Origin of the sequence: Streptomyces sp. NPDC002130, from assembly GCF_040296465.1 — a bacterium.
Taxonomy (GTDB): domain Bacteria; phylum Actinomycetota; class Actinomycetes; order Streptomycetales; family Streptomycetaceae; genus Streptomyces.
In genome coordinates, this window is record NZ_JBEOXI010000045.1 from 1 (window position 1) to 19406 (window position 19406).

Genomic DNA, 19406 nt, shown 5'->3' on the forward strand with positions numbered 1-19406 from the left:
CCGCGCGCCGCCGCGAAAACCTGCGGAACCCGCTTACGATCGCGCGGGAAATCTATGCAAATCGTCGCACGGGTGTACTCCGGTCGGAGTTGGGCCCGGGCAGACCGGGAACACGGTGCGCGCTACGACCCCCGAGGCGAGGCCGGTGAGGCGATGACCGAGTACGAACGTTCCCGCACGATGCCCGCGCAGCCCGAGCACGTCTTCGACCAGGCCGCGAACATCGGACGGCTGGACAGCTGGCTGCCGGAGGCCCTGCACGTGGAGGCCGGAGAACTGCCGGCCGTCACCGTCCACGAGGACCGCACCGACGAGGACACGGACGCCCTGTTGCGTGCCCGGCCGGAGCAGATGCGGCTCGAATGGGGCACCCGCGGGCAGGGCGGCTACGCGGGCTGGCTGCAGGTCGCCGGGCTCGACGGCGGAACCAGCGAGGTGACCGTGCACCTGTCGTTCTTCGACGACGGTCACGACCCGGGCGAGCGGGCAGCCGCCGACGCCCTGGACAGCAGCCTGCGACGGCTGGAGGAGCAGGTGCGGCTGCACGTCGACCACGCGGCCGGCTGATCCGCCGTGGCACGCGTGAGGCAGTACGCGGTCGCGGCGTCCGGGCAGTGGACCGACGAGGAGGAAGGGCGGCGCCGGCTGCCCTCCGGTGAGGTGCACGCCTGGGAGCCGGGCCGCAACGAGACGGTCTGCGGCCTGTCCCTGAGCCGTTCCCGGCTGGTCCGCTTCCCGCACGTGGGCTGGCCGGACACCTTTCCGGAGTCCGGCGGCGCCGCGGACCGGGTGCGACGCCTGTGCCCGCGCTGCGCGTCGGTGGCGGGCCGCCGCGGCCCGGACGCCCGCCCGCGCTGGCACCGCACCAACCCCCGCCCGTGAGGGCCTGCGCGTCCGCGCCGGGTCGTGGTCCGGACGACAGGCGGCAAGGCCGGTCAGCCCTGCCGAAACGTGCGCCGCGGCCGCTCGCGGAAGGGGCTGGACGTCACTCTCCCCCGGAGCCGTCCCGCTGGGCGCGTCGCCCGGCCGCGGCGACGTCACGCATGGTCAGCAGGAAACGCCGGACCACGGCGAGTTCCGCTTCGTCGAAGGACCGCATCGAGTCGACCATCTCGTGGATCAGCGGCCCGAAGAAGGACCATCCCAGCCGGACGGCCTCGTCCCGCACGACCAGCAGCACGCGTCGGCGGTCCTCCGTGTCCCGTTCCCGGCGCACCAGCTCCAGCCGCTCCAGCCGGTCGACCAGGGCCGTGGTCGACGCCGAGTTCACCCCCAGCTGCGCCCCCAGCCACCCCGGGGTGGCCCGTTCGCCCTCCCGGCCGGCGTCGAGCAGATGGATCAACGCCCGTACGTCCGTGGGATGAAGCCCGTTGCGGCCTGCGAACTCGGCTGCGAAAAGGTCCAGTTCCACCGTCACGGCCCGCAGCAGATGCACCAGTCGCAGGCCGGGATCCTGGTCGCCCATGCTTCACTCCCCTAATATCTCGTTGGTCGAGAGTATCGGTGAACGAGTCATACGGGGCGGGGACATGGATGACACGGCAGCGTTCTTCAGGGCGTACGACGACGTCCTGCGACAGTGGCCCGGAGAGGTGCACGGCGTCGACGTCCCCACCCCCTACGGCGGCACCCGGGTCCAGATCAGCGGGCGCGAGGACGGCACCCCGCTCGTCCTGCTGCCCGGCGGCGGAACCACCTCGACCTCCTGGTTCGCCAATGTCGGTGCCCTGTCCGCCACCCACCGCATCCATGCCGTCGACCTCATGGGCGACATCGGCCGCAGCGTCCACGACGGAGCGCCGCTACGCGGCGCAGCGGACCTGACGGCCTGGCTCGACGCCCTCTTCGACGCGCTGGACCTGGACGGCGCGCACCTGTGCGGCCACTCCTACGGAGCCTGGATCGCCCTCCGCTACGCGCTGCACGCGCCCCACCGGCTCGGGCGGCTCGCGCTGCTCGACCCGGTCAACTGCTTCACCGGCATGAGCCCGCGCTACCTCGCGCACGCCCTGCCGATGCTGCTGAGGCCCAACGCCGAGCGGGTGCGCGCCTTCCACCGATGGGAGACCGGCCGTGACCCCGAGGATCCGGTGTGGCGGGCGTTCCTGGGGAGCACCGCCACCGCCCACCGGTCGAAGGTCGTGGCCATGCGGCGCCCCACGGCGCGGGAACTGGCGACCTGCACCGTCCCGACGCTGGTACTCCTGGCGGAACGCAGCCGTGCCCACGCTCCGCTGCGTGCCGCGGCCGCCGCACGCCGGCTCCTGCCCTCGGCGCGCGTCGTCACCCTGCCCGGTGCCTCCCACCACTCCCTGCCCACCGAGCGACCCGCGGAACTCAACCGGCTGCTGCGGGAGTTCTTCGCCTGAACCCCACGGGTCCGTGTCCGCACCGCTAGGGGGTGTCCGGCATCCCCGCCGGACCGCGGTCCTGCCCGTCGCACACCGAGGCGGCGCCGCACGCGGCAGTCCGGGGGCGGATGGGGACGCCGTTGGTGCGCAGCACCTCGCGGACGTCCAGGATCAGGGAGAACACCTCGCGATTGCGGTCCTCGCCCTGCTCGTCCCAGGCCCGCTGCTCGGCCTCGACGGCCATCCGGTCCTCGGCGAACACCCGCTCGGTGAAACGCCTGATGAGGGGCCAGGCCACCTGCAGAGCGCCGGGAATCCGCGGCTTCTCGATCATGAGCAGGCCGAACGTGTGGCAACGGCGCTGCTCGGCGTCCTCGGGCACATAGGCGACCCAGAGGCGGAAGGCCGGCCGCTCGGCGTTCTCCGGCACCAGGTCGAGGGTCTGGTACGGGTACTCGGTGCGGATCGTCATGACGTCGCGGGAGTCGTTGCCGCCGATCCCCTCGGCGGCCAGCAGGCTCGCCCCCCGGTTCCGCTTGCCCCCGGCGTGGCTGAACAGATACCTGGCCTCCACCGACCGCTCGTCGGTGCGGGAGTCGAGCAGCTCGGGGTGGAGTTTTCCCACCACGCCCCGGTGCAGGAACTGGTGGTTCATGTCGAGCAGGTTCTCGTGCATGAACGAGTAGTGGCAGCGCACGGTCCGGGAGTAGGTCATCGCCTTGTACCGCGGGGAGCCGAACGCCGGCAGGTCGGGCAGCGCAGCGGAGGCCGCCTTGTCCGGGTCGCCGGGGAACACGAAGACCAGGCCGTAGGCCTCGCGCACGGGGTAGCCGCGCACGCCGCGCGGGGGCCGGCCGTCGCCTTTGGAGAGGTACGGGATCTGCGAGATGCGCCCGTCGCCGCGATAGGCCCAGGCGTGATAGCAGCAGCGGAGTGTCTCGCCCTCCACGACGCCCATGCTCAACGGCACCTGCCGGTGGGCGCACCGGTCCTCCAGCGCGTACACGGTGCCGCTCCGCCCGCGGTAGAGCGCGATGCGCTCGCCGGCGAACGTCGTCGCGAACGCCCGCTCGCTCCGCACGTTCTTCGACAGGGCGACCGGATACCAGAAGTCCGGGTTCGCCCCGACGCGCCGGAGATCGACCATGCCCGTACTCGGGTCACGGTGCGCCGCCGGCCACTCGGCCCCGGCAGAGAAGGCCCCGGCCTCGTCGGTCTCGGTCATACCTCTCCCTCGCGCGTACGGGCAGCGACAGCCGCACATCCCGTCAGGCAGCACCGAGCCGCCGGTGCGGGCGCCCGGCACCGCCCATCCTCACCGCGCCGCACCGCGCACGCCCTGCCCGGCACGTACGGACGGGTGAGTCGGGCTAGAGGCCGGTCTCGGGCAGACCGGCCAGGCCCGAGTCGAGCATGATGCGCTCCACGGTCTGCGGCAGGGTGCTGTCGGCACCGATGACGGTCTCGACGCCGCCGGGCAGCAGGTCCAGTTCCCGGTACCACTCGCGCAGCTGCGGCTCGCCGACCTCGTTCGCGATGGGCTTGGTGGCATGACGGACGAGGGTCTGCTCGAACGGCACGTGCAGGTAGTACGCGTGGGTCGGCCCGCGGTGGTCGGCGCGCAGCCGGGTGAGCATCTCGCCGTAGTGGCCGGCGTACAGGATCCCCTCGACCACGACGTGGTACCCGGCGTCGAGGGCGTAGCGGGCCGTCAGGTCGATCAGACCGATGTTCGCCGCGCCGGGCCGGTCCCTCTCCCGCAGCACGACACGGCGCAGGTTGTCCTGCCCCACCAGCGCCAGCCCCCGCCCGAACCTCTCACGCACCCCGGCCGCGACGGACGACTTCCCCGACCCGCTGTTGCCTCGCAGCACGATGAGCCGGGTCCCTTCGCTCCCCACCATCACGGAAGGCACCCTACGAGTGACCGTGACGGCGTTCGGGCACTGAGCCGACGGCCATCGGCGCCGGCCTGCGAGCGGGTGCCCACAGCCAGGTGCGCTTGCGGGTGCGGCCCGCGATGTCCGTGCTGTGCAGTGCTGCCACCGCCGTCATGAACGGCCATGCGAGGAAGGTCGTGCCGAGCTGGGCGAAGGCCCCGTCCGTGCCGATCGCGACGACCAGGAACTCGGCGGGGAAGACGAGCGCTCCGAGGAGTGCTCCCACGAGGGTGAGCCCCCACCGGCGGGTGAGGACACGAGCCGCGAGGGCCAGCCCCCCGGCGAGGACCAGGCCCATCAGCACACCGGCCAGCAGGCTTCCTCCCGTGAGCAGCCCGCCGTAGCGCAGGTCCCGGGCGGCGAGCCGGGTGTCCCCTCCTCGGAGGAACTCCACCAGGGCCACCCCCAGGGCGAGAGCGGCCCACGGCAGGCCCGGAAGGCACGCCATCAGCAGGCCCACTTTCAGAGCGCGCCCGACGCTCCCCTGTCTCTCCACGTGCTCCACGTCAGGCCCGTACCAGTCCGCCGACCCACCAGTCGTGCGGCTTGCCGTCGTTGGCGATGCCGCGGCTGCGCAGCGTCCCTTCGACGGTGAAGCCCAGCCTCTCGGCGACGGCACGCGATCCGGTGTTGCCGGTCATGGCCCACCATTCGATGCGGTGGACGTCGAGCGTGGCCCACCCCCAGTCGCACAGCGCCCGCGCGGCCTCGACCGAATAGCCCCGGCCGCGCTGTTCCTTGACCGCCCAGTAGCCGAGTTCGTAGACGCCCGCGCTCACCTTGGTCAGGCAGTACGAGCCGACGAGCGCGGCACTGTCCTTGCGGAACGCCCCGAGGACGTAGTCCTTGTCGGCGGCCCAGCCCTCGGGCCACTCCTCGCGGATCCTCTTCTCGGCGTCCCGCCGTCCGAAAGGCACGGGCACCGGCGTGTAGAACTGGATGTCCTCGTCCTGGCAGGCGTCGTGCACCGCGTCCGCGTCGCCCGGCTCGAAGGCCCTCAGCACCAGGCGTCCGGTCTCAAGTGTCACTGGATCCACCGCGTCAGTATGTGCGTTGCACCGGACCCGCGACCAGCGAATATCGCCCCGGGCAGGCCGCGGGTACGGGCCGAGGTCAGAAATGCGCCCGCGGCCCGCACGTCACTCCTCATCGCGCAGCCGGGCCGCCAGGGAGGTCAGCGATTCGCTCTCCTCGGTGTGGCCCAGGGCGGTCAGGCGGACGATGGCCGCGTCCAGGCGGGTGAGGGCGGGGGCGGGGCGCTCCAGGTAGAGGCCCTCCACGACACCCGCGAGGCGCACGCACTCGGCCCATTCGCCGGCCCGGTCGTCGTCCTGCCCCGGCTCGCCGAGCAGGGTGAGTGCCTTGTCCAGGGCCGCCAGGGCGTCCTCGTACGCACCGGCGTAGGCGTTGACCCGCCCGTGCTCGTAGGCCAGGGCCGTGTCCAGGGAGCGGCCATGGGCCTCGTACCCGGCGGCGCGGGCCTCGTCGGCGACCCGGCCGGCGTCGGCGAGGACGGCGAGGGCGTCGGGCAGTCCGTCCGCGCCCTGCTGCTGCGCCTGGAGACGGGCGAGTTCACGCAGCGAGTTGCTGAGGTGCTCGTAGCGCGGGTCCTCGGCGTGGGCGGCGAGCGCCTGGTCGGCGGCCTCGCGGGCCCGGCCGAACTCACTGGACTCGGCGAGGAGTACGGCCGTCTCCGCGGCGATCATGGCGTGACTGCCCGGGTCGTCGTCCCAGCCGGCCGACTCGGCCGCGAGCGCGACGAACTCCGCCGTGGCGGCCTTGAGGTCCTCCCCCGTGTGCAGCGCGCGGGCGCGGGTCAGACGCAGCTGGGCCACGAGCCGGTCGTCCAGCTCTCCGGCGGCCACGTCCGGTTCGGCCAGCAGGGAGTCGAGCAGCGCGATGCAGTCCTCGACACGGCCCAGGTCGAGGCTGAGCTGGGCGGCGTTGCTGTAGGTGCAGTACGCGTCGGTCCGGCTGCCGTGTCGCAGGTCCAGCTCCGCCGCGCGCGTCAGGTGCCGCAGTGCCTCCTCGGGTCGGCCCAGGTGCATGCAGGCCTCGGCCAGGTCGGCGTGCAGGCGGGTGGTGCCGACCGCGTCGGCCGGCCAGTCGGCGGCCAGGCGCAGGCCCTCGGCCAGATCGGTGTACGCGCCCTGGGGGTCCTGGAGGAGGAGCCCGATCCTGCCGCGCAGTCCGAGCGTGCGGGGCAGGTGCCAGGCGGGGCCGTGCGCCTTCAGCCGGTCCAGGAGGGCGTCGGCCTCGGTGACCGCGGCGGGCAGGTCGCCGGAGATGGCGTGCGTGGTGGCCCGCAGCATGTGTGCGCCCGAGATCTGCCCGACGATGTCGTGCCGCGCGGCGAACGCCCGGAGCAGGTCCGCCTCGGCGAAGACCGGCGCGACGTGATCCTGGCTCCGGGTCGTCTGCAGGCGCAGGGCGAGCGCGGTCGCCCGCAGCCGCAGCAGGCGTGCCTCCTGGTGCGGGGTCAGGCCGGGCGTCCCGTCGTGCATGCGGACCATGGACGCGTGGGCGTCGGTCAGTGCGGTGGCCTTCGCCTCCGGTCCGTCGGCGCCCTCCGCGAGGATCTCGGCGTTCGCGAGCAGGACGCCGGCCCGGGTGAGCGCCGCCTCGCCCGGCGCGCCGGCGTCGTCGTACAGGGCCGCGGCCTCCTCCTTCAGGGCGACGGCGTCGGTGAACCGGTCCTCCTCGTGCGCCCGGTTCGCCTCTTCGGCCAGCAGGTCCGCGCGCAGCCGGACGACCGGGCCCACGGCCGGGTCGTCGGGGTGGGTGTAGTCGCGGGCGGCGACGAGTGTGCGCAGCCGCGCCCAGCAGGCCCGTGCGTCCGGGTGGCCCTGCTCGTCCGACGTCCGTGCGCGCAGGATGAGTTCGGTGAGCGACTCCGGGGCGGCTGCGGCCGGGCGGGCGGCCGTCGGGGCGACGGGGGCGGCCGGGGTCACGTCGTCGAGGCTGCGGGTGCGCAGGGTCAGCTCCAGGGTGTCCAGGAGCGGGGCGCGGTCCAGACGGGCCCTGCGGCGGTCGGTGTGGGCCGTGGTTCCGTTGCGGGCGTCGAAGCGGGCGGCGAGGTCGTCGGCGCGGCCCCGCACCTCGGCGCGCAGGCCGGCGGCGGTCCAGGTGCGGCCCGCGTATCCGGCGGCGGGCAGCTCGCCGTGGCCGAGGAGCTCGACGCGCTGGAGGAGGACCTCCACGCCGGTGAGGAAGTCGAGTTGGTCGAGCGGCGAGTCGACCTCGTCGAACAGGCTCCGGTTCTCGGCGAGCAGCTCCAGGCCGCGGGCCTCGTTGCCGGTGAGTGCGCAGAACTCCAGATGCCGGCCGACCTCCCCGGACATCGAGGGGTTGCGGCGGCAGCCGCGGTAACCGGCGAGGTGCAGTTCGCGGGCCCGGTCGGCGCGGCCGGTGCGCAGCAGGGGCAGCAACGCGTACGACAGGGAGCGCGCGGGCTCCTCCTGGCAGGATTCCTGGCCGGCCAGGACGGGCTCCCAGGCGCGCAGGGCCCGCTCGTCGTCGCCCGCGGCGAGGTGGTGGCGGGCGCGCCGGCAGATCTCACAGGCCTCGCAGTCGCTGAGCCGGGTGCGGGTGCGGGCGGCCCACAGCTCGTAGGCGAGGGTGGTGTCCTCACCGACGTGGGCGGCGAGCTGGTACGCCTCACCGTAGTAGGGCTGCAGGCCGAGGCCGGCCTTCTCGTAGCGGTCGCGCATCTCCGTCAGCCACTGGCGCAGGCTGGTCAGCGGTATCTCGGGCAGGGCGCGCAGGGCGTTGGCCACCCACTTGAACCGCCAGAACAACAGGTGGCGCAGAGGCTCGTCGAAAGCGTCGGGCTGCTCGTCGAAGAGGGTGAGCAGGCGTGCGAAGACGACGGGCGATTTCCTGGGTTCGGAGCCGTAGGTGTACGCCTCCTGGAGTTCGAGGAGTGTGCGGAACAGCGGGAGGGGCTCCCCGAACTGCTCGGCGGCGTCGACGAGTTCCTCGGCGGTGACGGTGCGGGTGCGGCCGTAGGGGCGCCGTTGGTTCTCCTGGAGCGCCTGGTACAGCTCGTCGGTGTTCTGGGGGTGGGGCGCGGTGGGCATCGTCAGCTGTCCTTGCGGAGGGCGTGGGCGAGCAGGTCGAGGAACGAGCGGTTGATGAGGCTCGATTCGGCGGGCCTCAGCGGGCGCCGGGACAGCATCGCGGCCTGCCCGTAGAGGGCTTCGGCGCTGGTGCGGGCCAGTTCGGGCTCGTCGATGGCGACGGCGGTGCGGACCAGCGGGTTGAGCTGGTTGAGGATCAGCTGGGCCCGCGGTGCCTCGTGGCGCAGGGCGCCGAGGATGTCGCCCCACAGGCCGCCCTCCTGCTCACGGGCGAGCTGGGAGCGGGTGCGTTCGTGCCGGGCCTCACGGCTGTCGATGAGGAGGGCCGGCGCGGAGACGGGCTGGAAGGTGCGCAGGGCGACGTCGCAGTCGAAGACGGCCAGGGCGTCGCGGGCCTGTGCGAGATAGGCCGCGGCGGCGAGCTCCGTCTCCCGGTCGACGGGGTCGAGGTGGGCGGTGAGGGTCGCCGGGTCGAGGTCGGCGACACTGGCTTCGGGCCTGATCTCGGGCAGCCGGTGGACCAGCTCACGGTCGTAGGTGTAGCCGCCGTTGACGACGCCGAGCCCGGCGGCCGAGGCGATCGCGGCGACCTGGCGGAACTCCTCCACGCTCGACGTCACCAGCACGGTGCGGTGGGTGCGGGCGAACTCGTCGAGGGTGCAGTGCCCGTCGGTGGTCTCGAACGGCAGCCAGGGCAGCAGCATCCGCAGGATCTCGTCGTCGTGCACGGCGAGGGACTTCACGGCCAGGTGGTGGGCCTGGAGGAAGCGGCCGAGCAGGTCCGGGTCGCCGGCGGCGGTCCGGGCGATCCAGTCGCGCAGCCGCTCGGCGAGGGCGTCGCGGACGGCGGCGAGGGTGGCGTCCTCGTAGAGGGACTCGCGGGACGCCGTCGGGCGCAGGCTCTCGGCGTCGACGACACAGCGGACGAAGAACGCCCAGTCGGGCAGGATCTCCTCGGCCTGCTCGGACAGCAGCATGCCCTTGACGTGCACGCGGTGGCCGTGGCGGCGCCCGGCCGGCACCGTCTCGGGCAGGACGCAGGCGATGCCCTTCAGGCCTACGGCCGGCAGGTCCAGCTCGATGGTGTCCAGCGGCTTGAAGCCGAAGACCTCCTCGCCGTACGCGGCCAGGGCCCGGGAGCGGGATCCCGGTGTGGGGTACGTACGCCCCCAGGGGGCGGGCTCGGGATTGACGGACGTGCCGGAGCGCTCCGGGCCGCCGGTGCCGTCTTCGAAGGTGACCGGGTGGCGCAGCAGGGAGCCGAAGTGGCGGGCCAGGGCGTGCACTTGTGCCGGCCGGGTCCACTCCCCCGCGTCGGCGCGCGGCGTCAGGGTGACGGTGGTGCCGGGCCGGGGGCGGGCGGATGCGGGCAGGGTGCGGACGCTGTAGCTGCCGTCGCCGCGTCCACGCCACTCCACGGCGGGTGCGTCGGGGGTGCGGGCGGAGCGGCTCAGGACGTGGATCTCGTCCGCGACCAGGAAGCAGGAGAGCAGGCCGATGCCGAACTGGCCGATGAAGTCGCCCCGTTGCTCGGCGATGCGGTCGGCGCGCTTGCTGCTGCGGCCGATGGTGGCGAGGAAGCCGTGCACGTCGGCCTCGGTGAGACCGACGCCGTCGTCCTCGACCCGCACCACCGAGCCGTCGGCGTACAGGCGTACGCCGAAGGCGTCCGCGGTGGCGGCCGGTTCGAGGGCGTACCGGGCGGTCAGTGCGTCCACCGCGTTCTGCATCAGTTCACGCAGGTAGACGCGGGGACTGGAGTAGAGGTGGTGGGAGAGGAGATCGACGAGGCCGCGCAGGTCCACCTGGAAGGTGCGGTCGGCGCCGGGCGGGTTCGGGGCGGTGTCGTGGAGAGTCATGGGGCAGTCCGGGGTGGGAGGGGCGACGGGATGGCGAGCGAGGGGCGCGGACGGCACCGGACCCGGCTGCTCAGGCGCGGCGGTGTCGCTGGGCGAACTGTTTCTCGGGCTCGGCGAAGTAGGTCCAGGGCCACTTGGTGTACGCGCCGTCCAGGGTCTGGAAGACACGCCGGACCGTGTGGCGCTCTCCGGCCAGGGACAGGGCCATGGCGAACATGTTGAAGTCCTGCTGCCAGCCGGGGCGCCACACATAGGCGGGGTGGAGGATGCTGCGGTCGGCCGCCTCCCGCAACTGCGCCCGGATCTCGGAGGTGTGGAGGTAGTCGCCGCGGTCCGACTCGACCCACTCCTCGATGTACGCCATGGCGATCACGCAGCCGAGACGGTGCCCCTGCGGGGCGCGGGAAGCTGCTTCCTGGGCGAACGCCAGGGCCTGCCCCGGCTCGCCGCCCCAGCGGGGCTGCAACTGCGACAGCCACTCCAGGTGGGTCTCCAGGTCCAGCGGGTCGCGGCGCAGGGCGGCGTCGCGGCGGGTCCGGTTGACGGCGGAGCCCAGCGACATGCCCCGGCCGGAGGTGAGGAGCTGACGCCAGGGCGTGACCCATTCCGGCCGCAGCTCGGCGGCCTGCAGCAGGTGTTCCTCGGCGATCTCGAGCCGCTCGTGGAAGACCCGCCACTGGTCCCGGGTGACGTTCACGGCGAGCTCGGCGGTACGCGCCTCCCAGCCCCAGGTGATGTGGCGCGCACCGGATATGAGCAGGGCCGTCGCCCGGTGCTCCTTCTCCTCCTCGACGGCCCGGCCGATCCAGTCCTGCACGCCGTCCAGCCCGGCGAGCTCGCCCAGGACCCGGTGGTCGCGGCCGAGGTCGAACGGCGCCAGCGCCGCCTTGACCGCGTCCCAGTCCCCCGCGTCCGCCGCCTCGATCAGGGCGAGCACCCGCGCGTCCCCGAGCGCGCGCAGCGTGTACATCCCGTTCTTCTGTCTGCGCGGGGCGGGCAGGACGTGCGGATCGGCCGCCGGTCTCTCCGCACCCCTGCCGAACAGCTTGCCGAACATGCCGCGCCCTCCCCTGGTACCGCGTGATCTTCCGGTGCAGCATAGGCGGACCCACCGACATGTTCTCCACCGGGTTTTCACCGGCACTTCACGCGCCCGGAACAGCGCCGCACGGAGGCGCGGCAGCGCCGGTCGGCCGCGGTGTCCGGGGCATGGGCCGGGACCTCTGGAGGCGCGTGGCAGGCCGCCGAAGCCGTCCGGCCGGAGGTGTGGCCTCGCCCTCTGCGGGCCCCCTGCGGTCAGTTGTCGGGGACGCGCAGGACCAGGACGGCGACGTCGTCGTCGTTGCCTGCGGGGCGGACGCGGCGCAGGAGCTGGTCGGTGAACGAGGCGAGGGGCCGGTGGGCCAGGGCGGCGGCGTGCTGGCGCAGTCGGTCCAGTCCCTCGTCGAGGGTGCGGCGGGGCGCTTCGACGAGTCCGTCCGTGTACAGCACCAGGGTGGAGCCGGGCGGGAGCTGCGCGGTGGCGTCCGGGCGCCGGGTGCCGGTCTGGGTGCCCAGAAGGATGCCGTGACCGTCGGTGAGGTAGCGGGCCAGGCCGTCCCGGCTGATCAGCAGTGGCGGAGGGTGGCCGGCGTTGGTCCAGGACAGTTGCCATCCGTCGTCGGCCGGTTCGATCCGGGCGAAGATCGTCGTGGCCATGGTGACGTCGGTGATGTGCTGGATCGCCTCGTCGAGCCGTTCGACGATCCGGCTGGGAGGTTCGTGCTGGGACCAGGCGTAGGCACGGAGCATGTTGCGGACCTGCGCCATGCCGGCCGCCGCCTCCAGGTCGTGGCCGACGACGTCTCCGATGGCCAGGGCGGTGGACGCGTCGGACAGGGGGAAGGCGTCGTACCAGTCGCCGCCGACCTGGGAGGCGTCGGGTGCGGGCAGATAGCGGACGGTCATCTGCAGGCCGGAGACGCCCGGCATCTGCGGCAGCAGATGGTTCTGCATGGTCTCGGCGACCTTGCGCTGGCGCTGGTAGAGGCGGGCGTTGTCCAGGGCGAGGCCGGCCCGGCGTGCGATGTCCTCGATCAGGGGGAGGTCCACGGGCGTGAAGGCCGCCGATTTCTCGTCGCGGCCGAGGGTCAGTGCGCCCAGGACGGCGCGGGTGCTGCGGATGGGCGCGATGGCCGCGGAGCGCATGCCCGTGACGTCGAACAGGCGGCGCTGCTCGACCGCGATGCCGGAGTCCGGTGCCCCCTGATAGGTCTGCGGGCCGGCCAGGTTGGAGGCGACCCCGCGCAGGGCCCTGGACAGGGGCATCGGGGATTCCTCGGGGATCGGCGGCATCGGCCCCTGCAGGTCCTCGTGGTGCGTGAGCGTCTCGCCGTCGGCGTGGACCACGACGGTGCGCCACACCTCGTCGCGCTCGGTGATCAGGTCGACGACCATCCAGTCCGCGAGGCGGGGCAGGACCAGGGTCACCAGCCGCCGCAGCGCCTCGTCCACGTCGAGCGTGGAGGTCAGCTGCGTGGTGGTCTCGGCCAGCAGGGCGAGTCGTGCCAGCTCCGGCAGCGGCTGGGCCGCCGGCTCCGGCTGCGGCTCGGGGACCTCCGGGTGGTCGGGGGCGTGGAAGACGACGAGTGTGCCTGCCTGCCGGTCGCCGACGTCGTACGGGGTGATCAGCCAGGAGATGCGCAGCACGGTGCCGTCGGCGCAGGCGAAGTAGTCCTCGTCGGCCTGGGCCGTGCGCCCGGCGTGGAAGGCCTGCCGCATGGCGCACTGGGTTCTCGGCAGGGGCTGCCCCTGCGGGCCGCGGTGCAGCAGGTCGTGCGCGTCGTGTCCGATCAGGTCGGCGGCGGGCCGGCCCAGCAGGTGCTCGGCGTGGGCGTTCACGGCGATGATGCAGCCCTGCTCGTCCACGATGTAGGCGCCGGCGCCGATGGCTTCCAGGGACGCGGTCGGCGCGACGGACGCTGTCGGCACGGACGGCCCGTGAACGGTCTCCGTGTACTCCGGCCCCGTCATCGCGGCCTCCCTGCTGGTCGGACCGGCCTCCCGCTCGCCGGCGTGCCCTGCTTGCTTGCCTTCCCCGTATGCCCATACGCGGGTGAATTCCACGTGCCGGGGCGATGCCGCCGCCTCGTGCGGCCGGTACGGGCCGCCGACCTGCGGTCCAGGGAAACGGACCGTCCGGCCGGGGACGGGCCGGGCAACGCGTGGCCGTCACCGGCGGGGGCGGCCGCTGGACGCCCTCAGCTCAGGTCGAGGTCGGCGTGCAGCAGGTCGTGGTCCGAGTACGAGGTCGGATGCACGCGGTGCCTGAGCGGAACGACGCCTCGCAGGAACACGTAGTCGAACTTGCTCTGCCAGTCCGTCGTCGTCCGGCAGCCGCCGGTGGGCGTCGGACGGCACTGCGGGTCGGCATCCGTGGCCAGCGCCCAGATGCCGGACAGTTCGGGGGCGTCCGGCACGGCATTGAAGTCGCCGAGGAGGATCGCGCGGTCGTGCCGGGCGACCTCCGATGCGAGCACGCGGACCTGCTCCGCCCGGACCGCCTCCTGACGACGCTGGGCGAGATGGGTGTTGAAGACCCGGACGGACCGGCCGTCGACGGTGGTGGTGACCGCCATGTAGCCGCGGTCCTCGGAGCCGCCGTCGGGATATTCCACGGTGACCGGGTCCGTCATCGGCGCGGCCGACAGAATTGCCTGGCCGAAGGCGCCCGGGCTCCACGGCGTCCCCCCGCAGCGGCCCCATTTCCGCAGCACCGACCCGTACTCGACGCGGTAGACCAGCCCGTGCAGGTTCTCCAGATACTCCCGGATCCTCTCGACGTCACGCACGCACGCTTCCTGCAGGCCGATGACCTGGGGCGCGTAGGCGGCGATCTCCGCGGCCTTGTCGACGTCGCTCGCCTCGCAGGGGTTGCAGATGTTCCACGTCATGACCCGGTTCGGCACGACGTCCCTGGCCGCCACGGCGGGCTGCGCCCCGGCGAAGAGGGCACCGTCGGGTGCACTGGGTCCGACGAGCACCACGCAGACCGCCAGCATGACGCCCGCGAGCAACCGCGCGCCCGTGCGCCTGTGGAGCACCATCGCCTCCTCACGGTGGATACAGCCTGCCTCTGACGCCTCCAAGCACGAGGTTATGGGACGGGGTCCTCGGCAACGCAGGTGATGGGCGATCTCGTTGCCGCGCACGCTCACTCGGCCCACGGCAGGACGGAGAGGCGCCGCGGCTCGCGCCACGCTCCGTGGTCCTGGCGCCTTCGACGGTGAGGGACAAGGCTGTGCGTAGGGTGGCCGGACTGGTGATCGACGCGGGCGGTGCGACATGGAGTGGCAGAAGTTCGCCGAGGAAATGGCCGTGCTCGCGCGGACCCTGCTGAAGCAGGACTCCGTACAGCGGACACTGGACGAGATCGCGGCGTCGGCCGTGAGGCTGGTGGACGGCTGCGACGCGGCGGGGATCCTCGCCGTGCGCAAGGGCCGTGCCGTCACGCTGTCCTCGTACGGCGACATGGTCGAGGAGTCCGACCGTCTGCAGGGTGAGCTGGGCGAGGGGCCGTGCTTCGACCTCGCCCGCCGCGCGGACGACGAGCCCGTGTTCCGGATCGTGGACATGACCCGGCCCCAGCCGGACTGGCCCCGGTACGCCGACGCAGCGCGCGAGCTGGGCATCGGCAGCATGACCGGGGTCCTGCTCTACACCCACGAAGAGGACTTCGGCGCGCTCAACCTGTACGCACGCCGCCCGGGCGCCTTCACCGAGGACATCGCGACCGCCGGCTGGCTGCTGGCCTCGCACGCCGCCGTCGCCCTCGCGGACGCCCGCACCATCGACCAGCTCGAACACGCGCTGCAGACCCGGCACGCCATCGGTGAGGCCATGGGCATCCTCATGGAGCGCCACGGGATGAGTGACGAGGACGCCTTCAACGTGCTGCGCAACATCTCCCAGCACCACAACGTCAAGCTGCGCGACGTCGCCCAGCGGATCCGGGACAAGCGCTCCGGCAAGCAGGCCTGAGGGCACCGGGCGACCCGGTCAGACATCCCTCTGGTCTCGGCCAGTTGCGCACTGGCGGGACAACGCCACCAACCTCTACGGCGCCCGCGGCTTCCTCGCCGTCCCGCACCGACGGCGAGTACGGGCACATGCTGCATTCCACCAGCGGCTGGAACCAGGAATGGCAGCTCGTGGGGTTATGACGGGTGTCACGCATCCATCTCACTATTGATGGGATGGATCTACGTCTTGGCTTGCACAGCAGCCCTTCCCTAGATCGCTTGACGCGCTTTACCAGCAACTTCACGCAAGCCTCTAGACGACTCAAGCGAACAGCATCTATAAACATCCCATCTCTCCACGAACGACACACAGCTGTCGTTCGGCGTGACAACTTCCGCTACGGGACCAGCGCGAGGAATCCAACGATGAGACTCAGATCCGTTCTCTGCTCCACCGCCGCCGCCCTCTCCGCGCTGACGCTGCTCAGTGCCTGCGGCGGCGGCTCCACCACCGCCGCGTCGTCGGGCGACAAGCCGCTCGTGGGTGTCGACTACCCCCGCTCCGACACCGACTTCTGGAACTCTTACATCAAGTACACCCCCCAGTTCGCCAAGGAGCTGGGCCTGGACCTGAAGACCACCAACTCGCAGAACGACGTCGCCAAGCTGACCGCGAACGCGCAGACCTTCATGAGCCAGGGCGTCAAGGGCGTCGCGATGGCCCCGCAGGACACGGCCGCCATCGCGCCCACCCTGGCGCAGATGGAGGCGAAGAAGATCCCGGTCGTCACCGTGGACACCCGCCCCGACAGCGGCAAGGTCTACATGGTCGTCCGCGCCGACAACCGCGCCTACGGCGAGAAGGCCTGCCAGTTCCTCGGCACCAAGCTCGGCGGCAAGGGCAAGGTCGTCATGCTCCAGGGCGGCCTCGACTCGATCAACGGCCGGGACCGCACCGAGGCGTTCAACGAGTGCATGAAGAAGAACTACCCCGGCATCAAGGTCTTCGGTGAGGCCACCAACTGGGACGGAGCGATCGCGGCCCAGAAGCTCCAGACCGATCTGACCGCCCACCCGGACATCAAGGGCGTCTACATGCAGTCCAGCTTCGCCCTGTCCGGCACGCTCCAGGTGCTCAAGCAGCGCGGTCTGCTGGTCGACCCGAAGAACAAGAAGCACGTGTTCGTGGTCTCCAACGACGGCATTCCCGAGGAGCTCAAGAGCATCGCCGCGGGCAAGATCGACGCCACCGTCTCCCAGCCGGCCGACCTCTACGCCAAGTACGCCCTGTACTACCTGAAGGCCGCGATCGACGGGAAGAAGTTCAAGCCCGGCAAGACCGACCACGACAGCACCATCATCCAGGTCCGCCCCGGTCTGCTGGAGGACCAGCTCTCCGCCCCGCTGGTCACGGCGGACGGCGGCACGTACGGCGGCGTCCCCAGCGTCAAGAGCGACGACAAGGCCCTCTGGGGCAACAACCTCGGCTGACATTCCCCCGGCAGAGCAACGGCTGACGAGATCTAGGCGGTTGAGATGAAGGACGGGGAGCGAACAGCAACCCCCGTGCCCGTCCCGGCGGACCATGGGCCGGCCTCCACGGGCCTGCCCATCGTCGAGGCGACGGGCATAGTCAAGCGATTCGGTCCGACGGTGGCGCTGAACGGCGCCCGGATCACCATCAGGGCCGGCGAGACCCACGCGCTCGTCGGACGCAACGGGGCGGGCAAGTCGACCCTGGTGTCCGTCCTCACCGGTCTGCAGTCCCCGGACGAGGGCAAGGTCACCTTCGGCGGCAGTCCCGCACCGCGCCTCGCCGACCGCGACGCCTGGCGCCGGCGCGTGGCCTGCGTCTACCAGAAGTCCACGATCATCCCCACGCTGACCGTCGCGGAGAACCTCTTCCTGAACCGGCACGACCACGGTCGCAACCGGCTGATCAGCTGGACGGGCGTGCGCCGCCGGGCCCAGGAACTGCTGTCGACCTGGTCGGTGGACGTCGACCCGCAGTCCCCGGCCGGCGACCTGAACGTGGAGCAGCGGCAGTTCGTGGAGATCGCCCGGGCGCTGTCCTTCGGGGCCCGGTTCATCATCCTCGACGAACCCACCGCTCAACTCGACGGGGCGGCGATCAACCGGCTCTTCGACCGCATCCGCGACCTGCAACGCCAGGGCGTGACCTTCCTGTTCATCAGTCACCACCTGCAGGAGGTCTACGAGATCTGCGACATGGTCACGGTGTTCCGCGACGCCCGGCACATCGTGACCGCCCCGGTCGCCGGACTCCCCCGCACCGAACTGGTCGCCGCCATGACCGGTGAGGCGGCGGCGGACCGGCGGCAGGAACGCCCCAGCAGCCTGGACCGCACCGCACCGCCCGCGCTGTCCGTGCGCGCGCTGGGCAGTGACGGCGCCTACGGTGACGTGACGTTCCGGGTGGGAGCCGGGGAGATCGTCGGACTCGCGGGGGCCGCCGCCAGCGGGCGTACCGAGGTTGCCGAGACCGTCGTGGGTCTGCGGGCCGCCACGACCGGAAAGATCGAGATCGCGGGGCGCCGGCCCCGGCCGGGCAGCGTGCCCGCCGCCCTCGCCGCCGGTGCCGGGTTCGTCCCGCAGGACCGGCACCACCAGGGCTTCGTGCCCGACATGTCGATCGCGGACAACGCCACGCTGTCCGTGCCCAAGCGGCTCGGCAACAACGGGTTCCTGAACCGCGGCCGGCGGGACCGGCTCGCCGAGGACATGATCCGGAACCTGGCGATCAAGACACCGGGCCCTGAGCTGCCCGTCTCCGGACTCTCCGGAGGCAACCAGCAGAAGGTCGTCATGGCCCGTGCCCTGGCCGACGACCCCCGGCTGCTGGTGCTGATCAACCCGACCGCGGGCGTGGACGTGCGGTCCAAGGAATTCCTCCTCGGCAAGGTCGAGGAGACCGCGGAGAGCGGCACCGGAGTGCTGATCGCCTCCGACGAGCTCGACGACCTGCGCATGTGCGACCGGGTCCTGGTGATGTTCCAGGGCCGTGTGACCAATGAGATCGCCCGAGGCTGGCACGACCACGACCTCGTCGCCGCGATGGAAGGAATGGACCTCGATGCCTGAAACCGTCGTCGCCGACGCGTCCGTCACCGCGTCGGACGCGCCCCGCGCGAAGCGGACCGCGCTGCTCGGCGGCCGGATCCCGCTGGCCCGGCTGCGCGACCTCGCCCTCGTTCCCGCGATCGTGGCCATCGCCATCGTCGGCCAGATCGTCAACCCGGTCTTCCTGCAGGCCGACAACCTCATCAACGTCCTGCAGACGATGTCCGAGATGGCGCTGCTGGTCCTCGCCCAGACGATGATCCTGATCGTCAAGAAGATGGACCTGTCCCTGGAGTCCACGATGGGCCTCGCGCCCGGCGTGGCCGCCTGGCTCGTGGTGCCGGCCGGAGCAGGGCACGGGCTCGGGCTCATACCCGGTGGCCTGTCGATCCCGGTGACCCTGGCCGTGGGTCTGCTGATCGGCGTCATCAACTCCGTGCTGATCATCCGCTTCGGCCTCAACGGCTTCATCGTCACGCTCGGCATGCTGATCGTGCTGCGCGGCATCCTCACCGGCATCTCCGGCGGCCAGACGTTCTTCCAGCTGCCGTCGTCGATGCTCTACCTGGGCACCGCCCAATGGTTCGGCATGCCGGCCTCGATCTGGATCTGCCTGGCCCTCTTCGCCGTCGCGATCGTCGTCCTCGGCTGGACCAGCTTCGGCCGCTCGCTCTACGCCATCGGCGGCAACGTCGACGCGGCGAAGGCGGCCGGCATCCGCACCGACCGGGTGCTGTGGATCGTCATCGTCACCGGCAGCCTGCTCGCCGCCCTCGCGGGCCTGATGCTCTCCGGACGGCTGGCCTCCGTCGCCTCCGCCCAGGGCAACGGCTACATCTTCACCGTGTTCGCCGCGGCCGTCATCGGCGGCATCAGCCTCAACGGCGGCAAGGGCACCGTGTTCGGCGCCTTCAGCGGCATCCTGCTGCTGTTCATGATCCAGAACGTGCTCACCCTGGCCGGTGTGCCCGCCCAGTGGATCGGAGCCCTGAACGGCCTGATCATCCTGGTCGCCCTGACCATCTCCCGGATCACGGGCGGCAAGGTCCAGGAGTGAACCGGGCGGCCGTCGCCGCCGGACACCGATCACCGCCTC

General features: G+C 72.0%; 17 protein-coding genes. 7 read left to right on the forward strand and 10 right to left on the reverse strand.

Annotation, left to right across the window (positions count from 1 at the left end; translation table 11 throughout):
* Positions 1-153 precede the first annotated feature (153 nt).
* Both ABT116_RS11400 and ABT116_RS11405 read left to right on the forward strand, forming a co-directional pair.
* Positions 154-567, forward strand: a complete 414-nt coding sequence (locus ABT116_RS11400; RefSeq protein ID WP_351631022.1) for an SRPBCC family protein — start codon at positions 154-156, stop codon at positions 565-567.
* Positions 568-573: 6 nt separating this feature from the next.
* Positions 574-882, forward strand: a complete 309-nt coding sequence (locus ABT116_RS11405; protein WP_351631025.1) for a hypothetical protein — start codon at positions 574-576, stop codon at positions 880-882.
* A gap of 103 nt (positions 883-985) precedes the next feature.
* Here ABT116_RS11405 and ABT116_RS11410 read toward each other — a convergent pair whose 3' ends face one another.
* Positions 986-1465 carry a MarR family transcriptional regulator gene (locus ABT116_RS11410; protein ID WP_351631027.1) on the reverse strand — a complete coding sequence of 160 codons (480 nt, stop codon included), beginning with the start codon at positions 1463-1465 and terminating at the stop codon, positions 986-988.
* 64 nt (positions 1466-1529) lie between these two features.
* Between ABT116_RS11410 and ABT116_RS11415 the strand changes: the two genes are divergently transcribed.
* Positions 1530-2369 carry an alpha/beta fold hydrolase gene (locus tag ABT116_RS11415; RefSeq protein ID WP_351631030.1) on the forward strand — a complete coding sequence of 280 codons (840 nt, stop codon included), beginning with the start codon at positions 1530-1532 and terminating at the stop codon, positions 2367-2369.
* A 25-nt stretch (positions 2370-2394) separates the two neighbouring features.
* Here ABT116_RS11415 and ABT116_RS11420 read toward each other — a convergent pair whose 3' ends face one another.
* The 9 genes from ABT116_RS11420 to ABT116_RS11460 all read right to left on the reverse strand — a co-directional run bounded on the left by ABT116_RS11420 (position 2395) and on the right by ABT116_RS11460 (position 14314).
* On the reverse strand, positions 2395-3576 hold the full coding sequence (locus tag ABT116_RS11420; RefSeq protein WP_351631032.1) for a Rieske 2Fe-2S domain-containing protein: 1182 nt from the start codon (positions 3574-3576) through the stop codon (positions 2395-2397).
* Positions 3577-3721: 145 nt separating this feature from the next.
* On the reverse strand, positions 3722-4255 hold the full coding sequence (locus tag ABT116_RS11425) for an AAA family ATPase (protein WP_351631115.1): 534 nt from the start codon (positions 4253-4255) through the stop codon (positions 3722-3724).
* A gap of 13 nt (positions 4256-4268) precedes the next feature.
* The gene (locus tag ABT116_RS11430) at positions 4269-4787 is read right to left on the reverse strand and encodes a hypothetical protein (protein WP_351631034.1); all 519 of its coding nucleotides are present in this window, start codon (positions 4785-4787) and stop codon (positions 4269-4271) included.
* Between the two features lie 10 nt (positions 4788-4797).
* On the reverse strand, positions 4798-5328 hold the full coding sequence (locus ABT116_RS11435; protein ID WP_351631036.1) for a GNAT family N-acetyltransferase: 531 nt from the start codon (positions 5326-5328) through the stop codon (positions 4798-4800).
* Positions 5329-5430: 102 nt separating this feature from the next.
* The gene (locus ABT116_RS11440) at positions 5431-8370 is read right to left on the reverse strand and encodes a hypothetical protein (RefSeq protein ID WP_351631039.1); all 2940 of its coding nucleotides are present in this window, start codon (positions 8368-8370) and stop codon (positions 5431-5433) included.
* 2 nt (positions 8371-8372) lie between these two features.
* Positions 8373-10229, reverse strand: coding sequence for an HSP90 family protein (locus ABT116_RS11445; RefSeq protein ID WP_351631040.1), 1857 nt, complete (start codon positions 10227-10229; stop codon positions 8373-8375).
* Positions 10230-10299: 70 nt separating this feature from the next.
* Positions 10300-11286 carry a hypothetical protein gene (locus ABT116_RS11450; RefSeq protein WP_351631043.1) on the reverse strand — a complete coding sequence of 329 codons (987 nt, stop codon included), beginning with the start codon at positions 11284-11286 and terminating at the stop codon, positions 10300-10302.
* 239 nt (positions 11287-11525) lie between these two features.
* The gene (locus tag ABT116_RS11455; protein WP_351631045.1) at positions 11526-13241 is read right to left on the reverse strand and encodes a SpoIIE family protein phosphatase; all 1716 of its coding nucleotides are present in this window, start codon (positions 13239-13241) and stop codon (positions 11526-11528) included.
* A gap of 227 nt (positions 13242-13468) precedes the next feature.
* Positions 13469-14314, reverse strand: coding sequence for an endonuclease/exonuclease/phosphatase family protein (locus ABT116_RS11460; protein ID WP_351631046.1), 846 nt, complete (start codon positions 14312-14314; stop codon positions 13469-13471).
* Between the two features lie 238 nt (positions 14315-14552).
* On the opposite strand from ABT116_RS11460, the gene ABT116_RS11465 reads away from it, so the two are divergent.
* The 4 genes from ABT116_RS11465 to ABT116_RS11480 all read left to right on the forward strand — a co-directional run bounded on the left by ABT116_RS11465 (position 14553) and on the right by ABT116_RS11480 (position 19367).
* On the forward strand, positions 14553-15248 hold the full coding sequence (locus ABT116_RS11465) for a GAF and ANTAR domain-containing protein (protein ID WP_351631049.1): 696 nt from the start codon (positions 14553-14555) through the stop codon (positions 15246-15248).
* A 407-nt stretch (positions 15249-15655) separates the two neighbouring features.
* A complete protein-coding gene (locus ABT116_RS11470) occupies positions 15656-16720 on the forward strand; it encodes a sugar ABC transporter substrate-binding protein (RefSeq protein ID WP_351631052.1) in 1065 nt (354 codons plus the stop codon).
* Positions 16721-16765: 45 nt separating this feature from the next.
* Positions 16766-18331: a sugar ABC transporter ATP-binding protein gene (locus ABT116_RS11475; RefSeq protein WP_351631054.1), complete on the forward strand. Its 1566-nt coding sequence runs from the start codon at positions 16766-16768 to the stop codon at positions 18329-18331.
* On the forward strand, positions 18324-19367 hold the full coding sequence (locus ABT116_RS11480; RefSeq protein ID WP_351631057.1) for an ABC transporter permease: 1044 nt from the start codon (positions 18324-18326) through the stop codon (positions 19365-19367). The genes ABT116_RS11475 and ABT116_RS11480 overlap by 8 nt, the downstream gene beginning before the upstream one ends.
* Positions 19368-19406 lie beyond the last annotated feature (39 nt).